Here is a 12,321-nt window from a genome sequence, read left to right on the forward strand (position 1 = left end):
AACGGCTAAAATCAGGCTTCGTCTTCGATAACCGTAAATTCAGCATCGCCCCAAAGCTCTTCCAGACGATAAAAATCTCGTCTCTCTTGTTTAAAGACGTGTGCCACTACATCGACATAATCGATCAGGATCCATTCTTTCTGACTTTTTCCTTCGCGATGCCAGGGATTCACACCCGTAGCCTTATGTACTTCTTCGTCGACCGAATCAGCAATAGCATCAATTTGCGTGTCTGATTTACCAGAGCAGATCACAAAGTAATCCGCAATGGCATTTTTCACGCCTTTCAAATTTAAAACCACAATATTCTGGGCTTTTTTCTCCTGCATGCCTTTCACCACAAGTTGGCAGATTTCATCCGCCGAGATGTCATTTTCTTTGACGCGTTGAGCCGTTTCAATCATTCGTTAAAAGATTACCGTTAGCGGCTGACAGAATCGATCTGTGTTCAGCATAACGAATCGAAGAGTTTAAATATTAAGATTACGAAGTACGCTTAAAATTAGGACTTGTACTTCATCTGACACGTATATAACGCTAGATTCGTAAATTTCCTCCCTTAAAACTAAAAATAATTGTACAAATCTTATCCGAAGACCGATTTTTTAGGTCAAAAAATTATATATCTGCCAAGTTGTCATTCAACCAATGACCTAGCCGCCGATTATTTACGCGAAGAAGCTCCCGAGGGTCTTCTCATTATTACGGATGAACAAACGGCAGGACGCGGACAACGCGGAAGTAGTTGGATTGCCAACGTAGGCGAAAACTTGACCTTTTCTTTTATTCTCAAGCCGACGTTCCTGCAGGCCCCGCAGCAGTTTCGGTTGAGTATTGCCGTCGCTCTGGGGGTACACGACTTTTTGGCGCAATTGCTGGGGGAAGGCGTACGCATAAAATGGCCCAACGATTTGTATTACAGGGATCAAAAACTGACGGGCATTCTGATCGAAAATTCCCTGATGGGAAGTACGTTGACCGGAGCTGTCGTAGGAATTGGTGTAAACATCAATCAACTGCAGTTCAGTGTGCCTACGGCCACGTCAGTCCGACAGATCACAGGTCGGGAATTTCACTTGGAAAATCTCCTGAGCCAGCTCTGTATGACTTTGGAAACCCGCTATCTACAATTAAAAAACGGGGACTACCTACATCAACGCCAGGAATACCTGGATCGTTTGTATCGGTATCAAACCTGGCACACCTATCAGGATACAACGGGTAATGTATTTGCGGGTAAAATCAGCGGCATCGCCGACAACGGGCAGCTCGAAGTCGAAACGGAAAGCGGTATTCGGTATTTTGGTCTTAAGGAAATCATTTTTCTGCAGGAATAATTCCTAGAGTTCCTGATTGGCGGCTTTCTGGGCGGGCATCCAGGAGGCCGCCAGAGTAATAATGATAATGGCGACGGTGACGCCAACCAGATCGAACAGCTGCATTCGGACGGGATACGCATCGACCAGCGAGCCGACCAGCTCCATTTTTATCAGACCATATTCCTGCTGTAACCAGCAAATGCCAATACCAGTCAGTAGCCCTACCAAAGCCCCACTAAAGCCCACCAAAGCTCCTTCGGTGAGGAAAATTCGACGAATCAATCCGGGCCAGGCTCCTAAAGCCAGTAAGGTTGCCACGTCGGATTTTTTCTCGATGGCCAGCATGGACAGGGAGAAATAGATATTGAAGGAAGCAATAGCAACAATCAGTGTCAGGGTAATAAATACAAAGAGCTTTTCAATCTGAATGGCTCGGAACAAACTGGCGTGTTGTTCATCAGGATTTTGAACGTTGAACGTCGATCCTAAGGCCATTTTCACTTGCTTCTGTACCGATTCGACGGCTACACCCGGTTGTAATTGTAATTCCAGAGCCGTACGTTTTCCCTCCGTTTCGAATAAATCTTCCGCAAATCGCAGGGGAACAAAAACGTACTGATCGTCAAAGGTTTGTTCGATACTGAAAATTCCTCCGGGCTGAATGTTTGCCTGATTGAAGGCATCCAGACCGGGAGCAGCCAGATTCGCATTTTTTCGGGGGTACCAGATTTCCAGCGGGGTTAGCGGATCTTCCGGTCTTAAACCCAGCATACGGGCTACGCCAATGCCGAGTACGGCAAAATTTTGCTGTTGTTGTTGGAGGATCAGACTTCCGGCGATACGGGCGGTATCCATTTCTGGATGCGACTGTAAATTATCGTCCATCGCCTTGATGGTTACTACTGTTCGCTGATCTCCATACTGAACCAGAGCATTTTCTTCGTATACCTGCGTGATGTGCTTGATACCCTGAATTTTCTTAAGTTCCGTCCGGAGCGAATCCGTTACCCGAAAATTCTTGCCACTAGCGGGTACAATCCGTAAATCAGCATCAAAGGTTTTAAAAAGCTGCCGGTTAAAATCTTCCAATCCATTGAATACGGATAAAACCACCACCAACGCCATTGTACCAATGCATACGCCCAGCATGGAAATGATGGCAATAAGATTGATAAACGAGGTTTTCTTCTTGGTAAGAAAATAGCGGCGGGCAACGAGAAAGGCCAGATTCATGCCTAAACTTCAAAAGGGTAGGGAAGGAAATACAAAAAGATCCGGTTTCATCCACGGATAAAACCGGATCGGCCCGTACTTATTTTTCTTCGGGCTCGTCAGTAGCGGGCGGAATGGTGATTCCCGCAAACAGGGCATCCATTTTAGCCGCGTACTCGGAGGTGTCATCCAGAAAGAACTGTAATTCAGGAATGATCCGTACCTGATTCCGGATTTTATTCGCCAGAATCTGCCGGATCTGCTTCGTTTTTTCCTGGATATTTTTCAGCAATTGGTCTTTATCTTCCGTCAGCAGAAAACTCAGATACGCCCGGGCAATGCCTAAGTCGGGGCTTACTTTCACGTCCGTAACCGTAATGAACGCATTCCCAAACTGATTCCGCATTTCCCGTTGAAAAATATCTCCCAGGTCTTTCTGTATTTGCCGGGCAAATTTTTGTTGTCGTTTCGATTCCATACCATTCGTCTAGGGAGAGGAAGGCCTCTCCGGGGTTAAACTCATCCCGAACCCCGCAAATATCCGAATTTTCCCCGTGAGTTTAAGAAGGATCGCAGAGGTTTCGGAATAGAGTGGTTATTTTTACCATAGAATTACTGAAAAAGGAAAGGGTTGCAGGAGCGAATCAAATAGGAATCTACTCTATTTCCCCGGGCGAACTTTCTACGCTTAACCCTTTCTTCTAGGGTAAAATGAATTAAAGAATCAAGCCAAGGGTCTGATTCATTTCGATATAAAAACGCTTTACAATCTTGCTTAGTTTTTTTCGGGTCAATGCGGCCTACCAGCTTTTCGTACTATTAGTGATCCTATTTCTGGTCCGACTTCCGGTACTGATGGGAACGACCCCGTTGCTGATTCCTGAAATGCAGTGGACGTTGCTGGGCGAACAACTCAGTAAAGGGCATGGCCTGTATGATGGGATTTGGGATAGCACGGCTCCCATGGCGGCGGCGGTATACGCGGGTCTGCACTGGATTTTCGGTCGTTCTGAAGTGATGTATCACTTTGTAGCCTACGCAATAGCCGCTTTTCAGATGATTTATTTCAATCTGATTATGAGTCGGCAAAGCGTTTTTTCGGACCGTAACTACGTACCCGGCTTTATCTATCTGGTGCTGATGAATCTGTCGTTTGATTATACGACGCTTTCTCCGGCTCTATTGGCAACGACCTTTTTGTTGCTAGCTCTGGGTACGCTGCTCAAACAACTCGACCGGGAAGGGATTCGGGATGAACTGCTCGAAGTAGGCTTTTACATTGGTATCGCTACGTTGTTTTACCCACCTTGTATGGTCTTTATTATCTGGGTGGTACTGGCCTTGCTGCTGTATAGTGGTGCGAGCTTTCGGCAGCACATCATGAATATCCTTGGATTTCTTTTCCCGCTGGTCATCGTGAACCTCTATTTTTATCTGGATGGTCGGTACGATGCCTTTACCCGGAATTTTCTCAGTATCATTTTCCAAATCCGCCAATACGATTTGAATGACTTTCAAACCCTGATTACAGTACTGATTTTTCCCGTATTATTGGCTGGATTAGGCTTTCTACAAATTCTCAAACACGGACGATATACAAATTTTCAGTCACGAGTACAGCAGGTGATGGCCTTGTATTTAGGAGCCTGCCTGCTTTCGGTGGGCTTAATGGCTTATCTGGCTCCCATGCAGTTTGTCATTTTTACGCCCGGTCTGGCCTTTTTCAGTGTGTACTTCTTTGAAACCTACACCCGCCGCAGATGGATTCCTGAAATGATGTTTGTCATATTTGTGGGAGGAGTCGGAATTCTGTTTTATTTGACCTTGCTGCCCGCCTTTTCCAATACGATTCTCAAACTGGAAAACCTGACTGTACAACCCGTACGTTTACCTAGTGAGATTAAAAACAAACGAATTCTGGTATTGGGCGATGGCATGGGCGAGTACCTCGAAAATTATCCGGCAACGGCTTATCTGAACTGGAACTTGGCCCGTTTTGATCTGGAGAATCTGAACAATTACAATAACGTCATTAATATCCTGCGAAACTTTGAGAAGGATCCACCAGAGTACCTGATTGACCGCCGTAACCTGGCTCCGACCCTTTTCAAACGCATTCCCGCTTTGGCCCGGCAGTACGAGCAAATCGACAAAGGCATTTACCGGAAGATACACGCTTAAAACGAAACGAGGCCCGACTCAGAAGTCGGGCCTCGTTTCGTTATGGAACATCTTTAGCAACTGATCTTTCCGACGCGAGTGGCATGTCTTCCTGCTTCGAAAGAAGTATCCAGGAACGTTTGTACGCAGGTTTCCGCAATTTCATAGGCAATGAAACGAGCGGGAATGCAAATGACATTTGCGTTGTTATGCTGACGGGAAAGTTCGGCTAATTCCCGGCCCCAAACCAGAGCTGCCCGAACATCCTGATGTTTATTCGCCGTAATGCAAACGCCCTGACCACTGCCGCAACACAAGACGCCAAAGTCCGCTTCCTGCGTCTCGACCGCTGAAGCCACGGGATGAGCAAAGTCTGGATAGTCAACGGAATCAAGGGAGTAGGTACCAAAGTCCGTGACGTGATGACCTTGCAGGGTAAGGTAATCGGCCAGGCGTTTTTTGTAATCAAATCCGGCGTGATCGGAGCCGATAGCAATTTTCATGCGTGTATTCGGAAGTTTAAGTAAAAACTGCAACATTACGGAGCGGAAAACAGTTATATCCTTCCCGTTTTACAAAAGTAGGGGCCTTCTATCAAAAGCCCTGCTCCAGCGGGAAAATGTTCAAGTAAACCACTTTTACGATGTCAGAAAATAACCAAGAAATAAAGCCTACGGGATTACCACCGGTACCTGGAAGCGATGAAAATATCCGCCCTTTAACCGATGTTTCCTTAATGAATCCGGCGGTCATTGAAGACGAAGCCCGTATTCGGGAAGCCTTCGAAAACCGAGACTGGGCCGAGATCAAGAGTGCCGATTCATGGGTTGTGTTTAAAGTAATGGCCGAGTTTGTGGAAGGGTTTGACCGAATGGCCAAAATCGGTCCCTGTGTCTCCATCTTCGGCTCGGCCCGTACCTTACCCGATCACCCGCACTACAAACTGGCGGAAGAAATTGCGGGAAAACTCGTGAAACTCGGCTATGGCGTGATTACGGGGGGTGGTCCCGGTATTATGGAAGCCGGTAATAAGGGTGCGAAGGAAAATGGCGGTAAATCCGTTGGATTAAACATCAAACTACCTTTTGAACAGCAGCCGAACATTTACATTGACCACGATAAAAGCATCAATTTTGACTTTTTCTTCGTACGGAAAGTAATGTTTGTCAAATACGCCCAGGGCTTCATTGCCCTGCCCGGCGGCTTTGGTACGATGGATGAATTGTTTGAATCACTCACGCTTATTCAGACCCAGAAAATTGGCCGTTTCCCGATTGTACTGGTGGGTCGCGAATACTGGAGTGGGCTGATTGACTGGCTCAGAAATGTAATGGGAGAAGAAAACGGCTACATCAAGTTAAACGACCTGAATTTGTTTAGCGTAGTCGATACGGCGGATGAAGCCGTGGGAGTTATCGAGAAATTCTATTCCCGCTATATGTTGAAGCCTAACTTCTAAAATAAATCGGTCTGGTACTAGATCCTGTTACTGGATCTAGTACCAGACCGTAAAAATTAAAAGGCGAGGTACGGTTCTAGTTTTTTCAGCGTAGCTTCGTCCAATAGCTTTACAGCTTTTAAATCAGCGGCCGACTGAAAAGCACCGTGTTGTTGTCGATAGGCTAGAATGGCTTTGGCTACGTAAGGCTTCAGGTAGGGGTGGCGAAACTGTTCCAGACTTACGTCATTGATTTTAATTTTCCGTACCGAACCCGGTCCCGTTAGTTGGCCGTGTTTTAGTAGCTCCTGTACTACGCTTGAATCGAGTCCCCAGACTTCCCGTAGTTGATTCTCGTTTACAAAACCACCCAGATTCTCCCGGAATTTAATGATACGAAGGGCAAGCTTTGAGCCAATGCCGTAGACCTTCTTAAAATCAGTCGTATCTGCTTCATTTAGTTGAAAGGTAAACGTGGTACGCTCCGTTTTGACGAGTGTAGAACGGGTTTCGAAAACGGGCTTGGCATTTGAAGTGGAATAAAGAGGTGTTGTTGCGGGCAGACGAATGTACGCTTCCAGTTGCCGATACTGCTCTTCCAGGAAATCATAGATGCGTAGTAAATCTTCTTTTTTACGGAATATGCCCCCTTTGGATCGGTACTTGACGATTCGCTCGGCCATCCAGCGGGCCACGCCTAATTCTTGTCATTGCTCGGAGGTGATGGTATTCGGGTTAAAGGCGAACAAACGCGTAGGTTTACCGAAACGCTTGTTGGGGGAATGGTTGTAATCGCGGGAATCGTGTTCGGTGTATGCTTTTTGCGTTTCAGACTGCACCTCCAACTGGGCCATCAGCGTGTCAAGCTTTTGGACATCCGGCGAATCCTGCACAGAATCAGGAAACAAATCCAGTACAAAAGGAGAGATAAGCAGTACAATTAGCAAACTTAGCAGAACCAGAAAGCCCCGTGATTCGGTGCGACTGAAGCCAAAATAATTCCGTACTCATTGGGTTAGTTTGGAAGGCATACTAGGAAGGATTAACAATCCAAAATTACAAATAGCTCTTTCCTAAAGTCCGACCGTATGCTAAGTAGAGGCACTTAAAAATAAAATCCGTACAGGTAAGCCCGTACGGATTCCGATAACCTAATACAATACTATTTTCGTTGAAGAGCCTGTAACGAACTGTCGTTAATTTCAAAAGGCTGTTTTTTCAATAACTGAATGACTTCCGAAGCCGCCAGAATAACCGGACCGTACCCATGAGCCGCGTAGGGGCTGATGGGACGGTGGTAGTAAAAAGCCGGGTCGAAGCCCATACCCGTTCCTACGCAGGTACCTTCCACCTGTCCTTTGGCGTTCACTTTCGTAGAAACGGCATTCCAGGCCAGCAAACAGGCGGGGGCATAGGCTACCTTATCAATCCAGCCTTTATTGATCGCTCGGGCTAGGCAGTAAGCGTAAATAGCCGTAGCAGAAGTTTCCAAATATGAATCATTGCGGTCTAGAAGCTGGTGCCAGAAGCCCGAACCCGACTGGCAGGCGGTCAAACCTTTCACGTGAGCTTGTAGCAATTCCAGAATTTTAGCCCGTTGCGGGTGATTATCCGGTAGTACGTCAAGTAGCTCCACTTTGGTCAGAATAGCCCATCCATTGGCCCGAGCCCAGTGAAACTCAGGATGGACATTCATTGCTTCGACCCAGCCGTGCATGTACAGACCTTTCTGGGGATTGAACATCCGCTTCGAAAACTGCATAACCTGTCGAGTCGCTTCTGTGTAATACTTCGCCTCGCCCGTAAGCTTACCCATCTGAGCGAGGGCTGGTACGCCCATGAATAAATCATCCAGCCAAAGCGTATTAGGTTGCGGACGATTACGGGCCAGCGTCCCATCCGATAAACGGTATTCTTTGGTAAGAATATACGTAATGAAATGATCGACGAGTGGACGTAGTGTCGCCTTATTCCCACCTCGTACAGATTTAATCATAGCTGCCGTAAGGGCTCCACCATCATCCAACGCGTGCGGATTGAGAAACGCACGCATGGCGAGCCGATTCTGGGGATCTTCATTCAGGAGTTTCTGAAAATGAGGAGCGATTTCAGCCAGAAATTTTAGTCGTTCATTGGTATAGGCTTTGTACTTGGGATCACCCGTTGCTTCGCTAGCCTGTAACAGAGCCGCATACGTAACGCCCCATTCGTAACTGGTAAGGCGGAAGTCAGCTTTTGCAAAGGTGGTATTCGCATCAATGGAAGAAAAATCTGTCAGAGTTTTATTGCTTTGTTTATCCGCAAGTTGAGCAGGCGTTACAGCGTTCAAGTACGTATAAACCCGGTCCAATACTTGGGTCACCGCTTCTGCTGAAACTTTACCATAAGGGACCGGATAGTCGGGTTGTAACAAGTGCAAAGGCGTATCAGCGTCGGTAGCCCGAGTCTCATTGCGTTGAGCAAAAGTTATCTGACACAGCACCACTAAAGTAAGACTGGTGAAGATACATTTTTTCATGGAAGCGATTGTATAGAATAGGATAGAGTAACATACGCAGATCAAAGACGGATAAATAAAAAAAAAGCCCTTAGACAGGGCTTTATGATGGGTTGGATGAAACTAGTATTAAAGTCAAGATTGAAGGTTGGATATACTCAATGAATAGGCTATGGTTGAACGATTATACCGATTGTTTTTTAGAAAACCCCTCAAATCTAAAAGATGAGAGGGGTTTTACTCCTCAGAACTAGCTACACCGTCATGAAGCTGTTCTGTTTCTCAAGTTCAATCCTTCAAGCCGCCACTTGATTAGATTGATGAAACAAAACTAGTATCTCAAAAACGGGTTAGAATGAGTTTTCGGCGAAAGGGAAGAATGGATCGAAAAATAGTAGTATTTGGCACTTTTTTGGTAAAAAATTAGTAAGTATATAGTTTAATTTACTTGTAAGTATATATATGACAATTATAAGTATAGAAAATCGATTTGTGGAAGGGCATAAAACTTTTAATGCTCAGGAGGTAATCGAACAATATGACCCCAGAATTCATATAAACTCTTGAAGGTGTTAACTAAATCGTTATAGCTGGATGGTTTTATAATGTAAGAATTAGCCCCAAATCGATAGGCATTTTTGATGTCTTCGGGTACTGAAGAGGTACTCATAACAATAACGGGTAGAAAACAAACATGAGCATGTTTTCGAATAAATTGTAAAAGCTCTGGTCCACCACCAGGCCGGAGATTCCAGTCAAGAAGAAGCAAATCTGGCAGTTTTTGCTTTGCGTCAAGCCGATGAAGCAATTCAGGTTCTGTACTTACACTTTCCCATTGTACCTTAGCTCCTGCTTCATCAAAGGCTTCTTGTACTAGAAAGCGATCATCTGCATCATCATCTGCCAATAGGATATGTAAGATAGAATTCGCTGTCATGACACCAACACCCTTAGTAGTATTCAGGCATAAGAATACCTTTTCTAAAGGTATAGAGTCAAAAAAAACATTCCCTCATAAAAACTGAGTAAAGCTGGGAACGATGTAAGATTTTTTTCACTATTTCGAGTCGAAGCTTTCATCGAGTATACTGAATTAGTGGAAGGGATTACCCAACCATTTCTGCCAGCTATCTACAATCACTAGTTTAATCCGTATGAACCGGCCTTTATCTACTGAATATCCCGCCTCAAGTCAGATGGCTCATTATATAGCCTTAGTACCAGACTCTAATGTACTCGAGGTACTACACCATCAATACGAAGAAGTTCTGCATCGTTACGAATCTTTATTATTGCCCGAGCAAGCGGACTTCCGATACGCTGAGGGGAAGTGGAGTATCAAAGAAATGTTAGGGCATATGATTGATACCGAGCGTATTTTCTCTTACCGGGCTTTAGCAATTGCTCGGGGCGAAACTCAGAAACTACCGGGTTTTGAACAGGATGAGTACATGGCCGTAGCTCAGTTTAGCAGACAGCCCCTGGAAGACTTACTGCAACAGTATCAATTTTTACGTAAAGGCAATCTGCTGCTATTTCGTAGTTTCAGTGAGGAGGATCTATCCCGAATGGGTACCAGCAGTGGTTCCCCTTTGTCGAGCCGAGCTCTGATTTTCATGATTGCCGGACATGAGCAGCACCATTTGAACATTTTAACCGAACGTTATCAATTAGGATAGTTTTCCACTTGAGGAAACCTATTAAAAATTGATCTATACCCTGGCCATGAGTACAATTCAACACGTTACTTCTTTTCTCGAAAAATGGGCTCCCTTGGCCTATCAGGAAAGCTACGACAATGCGGGCCTGATCGTCGGTGATTCACAACAGGAAGTAAAAAATGTTCTCGTTACCCTGGATTGCACGGAAGCCATCGTAGAAGAAGCAGTTCAGCGAAACTGTAACCTGATCATTGCCCATCATCCCATCGTTTTTAAGGGATTGAAACAGTTGAACGGGAAAAATTACGTCGAACGGACCGTAATCAAGGCTCTGAAAAACGACATTGCTCTCTACGCCATTCATACCAATCTGGATAGCGTAAAAGGAGGCGTAAACGATCGGATCGCTCAACAACTCGGGTTGTCGTCAGTGCGTATACTGGCTCCCAAACGGCAGACGCTCGAAAAGCTTACCACCTTCGTTCCCGTAGAACAAACGTCGCAGGTTCTGGAGGCTCTCTATGCCGCCGGAGCGGGTCAGATCGGGGAGTATAAAAACTGCTCGTTCCGAACGCTGGGTACGGGCACCTTCACCCCAACGGGATCAGCGGACCCTTTTCTGGGCGAACTAAATCAGCCCGAAGAAGTGGAGGAGTACCGGATTGAAGTGATTTTCCCGGCTCCTCTGGAAGGGCGGGTGTTACAGGCTCTGCGGCAAGCTCACCCCTACGAAGAAGTGGCCTACTATCTGCATCAGCTCGAAAACAGTAATCAGGAAGTAGGTTCTGGAGCGATCGGTACACTGCCTGAACCACTCTCTGAAAACGATTGGCTAGCGTACCTGAAAAGCCGAATGAACTTGAAAGTGATTCGTCATACGGAACCGCGGAACAAAACCGTACAAAAAATTGCTATCTGTGGTGGATCGGGCAGTTTTCTGCTGAAAGATGCATTACGGCAACAGGCGGACGTTTTCGTAACTGCTGATTTTAAATACCACGAGTTCTTCGATGCCGAAAAGCAGCTAATGATTTGTGATATTGGGCATTACGAAAGCGAAGTTTTCACGAAAGAGCTATTAAGTGAGCGTCTAACGGAAAATTTTCCTAATTTTGCGACACTTTTATCTAAAACTGACACCAATCCGGTTCACTATTTCGTGTAAGTTCTACAGTTTTTTCTTAAATGGGCTGAATGTCAGCCCGGTTGTTAAGTAAAAGCTGGAAACGATAGATTCGAAACTCTCATTCATGGAAGCAACGGTAGCTCAAAAACTCGATTTTCTCCTCCAATTACAGGCCATAGATTCTCAGTTAGACGAAATCAAAAAAATTCGCGGGGATTTGCCTGAAGAAGTTCGGGATCTTGAGGATGATATCGCCGGGTTTGAAACCCGTATCAAACGTCATAAAGATACCATCGACACGCTTGATTCCGAAATCCACGGCTATCGTCAGGCCAAGCGTGACGCTGAAAAACTGATTGTTAAGTATAAAGATCAGCAAAATAACGTCCGCAATAACCGGGAATTCGATGCCATCAACAAAGAGATCGAATTTCAGGAACTGGAAATGAAACTGGCGGATAAGCGTACGGCTGAAGCCAGCGAAAAAGTGCGTCTGAAAGAAGAAGAAATTCGTCATACGCAACAATTATTGGAAGAACGTCGCAAAGATCTTGACGCGAAACGCAAAGAACTGGACATCATTCTGGGAGAAAGCCAGGAAGATGAAAAGAAACTGAACGAACAACGTGACAAACAGGCACTGAAAGTAGAAGACCGTTTACGTCTGGCTTATCAGCGTATTCGTGACAATTCTTCGAACGGACTAGCCGTTGTAACGGTTCGCCGGGCAGCGTGTAGCGGTTGTTTTAACGTAGTACCTCCCCAACGTCAGGCTGACATTCGGGAGCAGAAGAAAATCATCATCTGTGAACATTGCGGTCGGATTCTGGCGGACGTCGAAGACGCTCCTGTCACGGTTGCTACAACTTCACGGCGGTAATTTTATTTTTACAGCAACACCAATCTGA

The 12,321-nt window shown here is 45.7% G+C and carries 14 protein-coding genes; 6 read left to right on the forward strand and 8 right to left on the reverse strand.

Annotated elements, in window-relative coordinates:
- Positions 1–11: 11 nt before the first annotated feature.
- Entirely contained in the window at positions 12–404 is a 393-nt protein-coding gene (gene rsfS / locus C5O19_RS04010) for a ribosome silencing factor (RefSeq protein WP_104710005.1), read from the reverse strand.
- A 171-nt stretch (positions 405–575) separates the two neighbouring features.
- On the opposite strand from rsfS, the gene C5O19_RS04015 reads away from it, so the two are divergent.
- Positions 576–1,337: a biotin--[acetyl-CoA-carboxylase] ligase gene (locus C5O19_RS04015; protein ID WP_104710006.1), complete on the forward strand. Its 762-nt coding sequence runs from the start codon at positions 576–578 to the stop codon at positions 1,335–1,337.
- 3 nt (positions 1,338–1,340) lie between these two features.
- On the opposite strand, the gene C5O19_RS04020 is transcribed toward C5O19_RS04015, so the two are convergent.
- Entirely contained in the window at positions 1,341–2,552 is a 1,212-nt protein-coding gene (locus C5O19_RS04020; protein ID WP_104710007.1) for an FtsX-like permease family protein, read from the reverse strand.
- A 79-nt stretch (positions 2,553–2,631) separates the two neighbouring features.
- On the reverse strand, positions 2,632–3,009 hold the full coding sequence (gene rbfA / locus C5O19_RS04025; RefSeq protein ID WP_104710008.1) for a 30S ribosome-binding factor RbfA: 378 nt from the start codon (positions 3,007–3,009) through the stop codon (positions 2,632–2,634).
- Positions 3,010–3,302: 293 nt separating this feature from the next.
- On the opposite strand from rbfA, the gene C5O19_RS04030 reads away from it, so the two are divergent.
- Positions 3,303–4,712 (forward strand): DUF6427 family protein, encoded by a 1,410-nt coding sequence (locus C5O19_RS04030; RefSeq protein ID WP_104710009.1) that lies wholly within the window; start codon positions 3,303–3,305, stop codon positions 4,710–4,712.
- Positions 4,713–4,765: 53 nt separating this feature from the next.
- Here the strand turns inward: C5O19_RS04030 and rpiB are convergent, their stop codons facing one another.
- Positions 4,766–5,194 (reverse strand): ribose 5-phosphate isomerase B, encoded by a 429-nt coding sequence (gene rpiB, locus C5O19_RS04035; protein ID WP_104713871.1) that lies wholly within the window; start codon positions 5,192–5,194, stop codon positions 4,766–4,768.
- A 233-nt stretch (positions 5,195–5,427) separates the two neighbouring features.
- On the opposite strand from rpiB, the gene C5O19_RS04040 reads away from it, so the two are divergent.
- Entirely contained in the window at positions 5,428–6,150 is a 723-nt protein-coding gene (locus C5O19_RS04040) for an LOG family protein (protein ID WP_104713873.1), read from the forward strand.
- A gap of 56 nt (positions 6,151–6,206) precedes the next feature.
- Here the strand turns inward: C5O19_RS04040 and C5O19_RS04045 are convergent, their stop codons facing one another.
- The 4 genes from C5O19_RS04045 to C5O19_RS04060 form a co-directional block, all read right to left on the reverse strand.
- Positions 6,207–6,824, reverse strand: a complete 618-nt coding sequence (locus C5O19_RS04045) for a ComEA family DNA-binding protein (protein WP_104710010.1) — start codon at positions 6,822–6,824, stop codon at positions 6,207–6,209.
- A gap of 12 nt (positions 6,825–6,836) precedes the next feature.
- Complete coding sequence (locus tag C5O19_RS04050) at positions 6,837–7,076, reverse strand: hypothetical protein (protein ID WP_104710011.1); 240 nt, start codon at positions 7,074–7,076, stop codon at positions 6,837–6,839.
- Between the two features lie 215 nt (positions 7,077–7,291).
- Positions 7,292–8,647, reverse strand: a complete 1,356-nt coding sequence (locus C5O19_RS04055) for a glycoside hydrolase family 88/105 protein (protein ID WP_104710012.1) — start codon at positions 8,645–8,647, stop codon at positions 7,292–7,294.
- A gap of 490 nt (positions 8,648–9,137) precedes the next feature.
- Positions 9,138–9,563, reverse strand: a complete 426-nt coding sequence (locus tag C5O19_RS04060; protein ID WP_104710013.1) for a response regulator — start codon at positions 9,561–9,563, stop codon at positions 9,138–9,140.
- 259 nt (positions 9,564–9,822) lie between these two features.
- On the opposite strand from C5O19_RS04060, the gene C5O19_RS04065 reads away from it, so the two are divergent.
- From C5O19_RS04065 to C5O19_RS04075, 3 genes are all read left to right on the forward strand, one after another.
- Positions 9,823–10,305, forward strand: a complete 483-nt coding sequence (locus tag C5O19_RS04065) for a DinB family protein (protein ID WP_243406321.1) — start codon at positions 9,823–9,825, stop codon at positions 10,303–10,305.
- A gap of 46 nt (positions 10,306–10,351) precedes the next feature.
- Complete coding sequence (locus C5O19_RS04070) at positions 10,352–11,452, forward strand: Nif3-like dinuclear metal center hexameric protein (RefSeq protein WP_104713876.1); 1,101 nt, start codon at positions 10,352–10,354, stop codon at positions 11,450–11,452.
- An 85-nt stretch (positions 11,453–11,537) separates the two neighbouring features.
- On the forward strand, positions 11,538–12,293 hold the full coding sequence (locus C5O19_RS04075) for a zinc ribbon domain-containing protein (protein ID WP_104710015.1): 756 nt from the start codon (positions 11,538–11,540) through the stop codon (positions 12,291–12,293).
- Positions 12,294–12,321 lie beyond the last annotated feature (28 nt).

The sequence above is a fragment of the Siphonobacter curvatus genome, from assembly GCF_002943425.1.
Lineage (GTDB): Bacteria > Bacteroidota > Bacteroidia > Cytophagales > Spirosomataceae > Siphonobacter > Siphonobacter curvatus.

Coding starts and splice junctions, on each gene's coding strand:
- rsfS (WP_104710005.1), bottom strand. CDS start 404: ATGATTGAAACGGCTCAACGCGTCAAAGAAAATGACATCTCGGCGGAT.
- C5O19_RS04020 (WP_104710007.1), bottom strand. CDS start 2,552: ATGAATCTGGCCTTTCTCGTTGCCCGCCGCTATTTTCTTACCAAGAAG.
- rbfA (WP_104710008.1), bottom strand. CDS start 3,009: ATGGAATCGAAACGACAACAAAAATTTGCCCGGCAAATACAGAAAGAC.
- rpiB (WP_104713871.1), bottom strand. CDS start 5,194: ATGAAAATTGCTATCGGCTCCGATCACGCCGGATTTGATTACAAAAAA.
- C5O19_RS04040 (WP_104713873.1), top strand. CDS start 5,428: ATGAATCCGGCGGTCATTGAAGACGAAGCCCGTATTCGGGAAGCCTTC.
- C5O19_RS04055 (WP_104710012.1), bottom strand. CDS start 8,647: ATGAAAAAATGTATCTTCACCAGTCTTACTTTAGTGGTGCTGTGTCAG.
- C5O19_RS04060 (WP_104710013.1), bottom strand. CDS start 9,563: ATGACAGCGAATTCTATCTTACATATCCTATTGGCAGATGATGATGCA.
- C5O19_RS04065 (WP_243406321.1), top strand. CDS start 9,823: ATGGCTCATTATATAGCCTTAGTACCAGACTCTAATGTACTCGAGGTA.
- C5O19_RS04070 (WP_104713876.1), top strand. CDS start 10,352: ATGAGTACAATTCAACACGTTACTTCTTTTCTCGAAAAATGGGCTCCC.
- C5O19_RS04075 (WP_104710015.1), top strand. CDS start 11,538: ATGGAAGCAACGGTAGCTCAAAAACTCGATTTTCTCCTCCAATTACAG.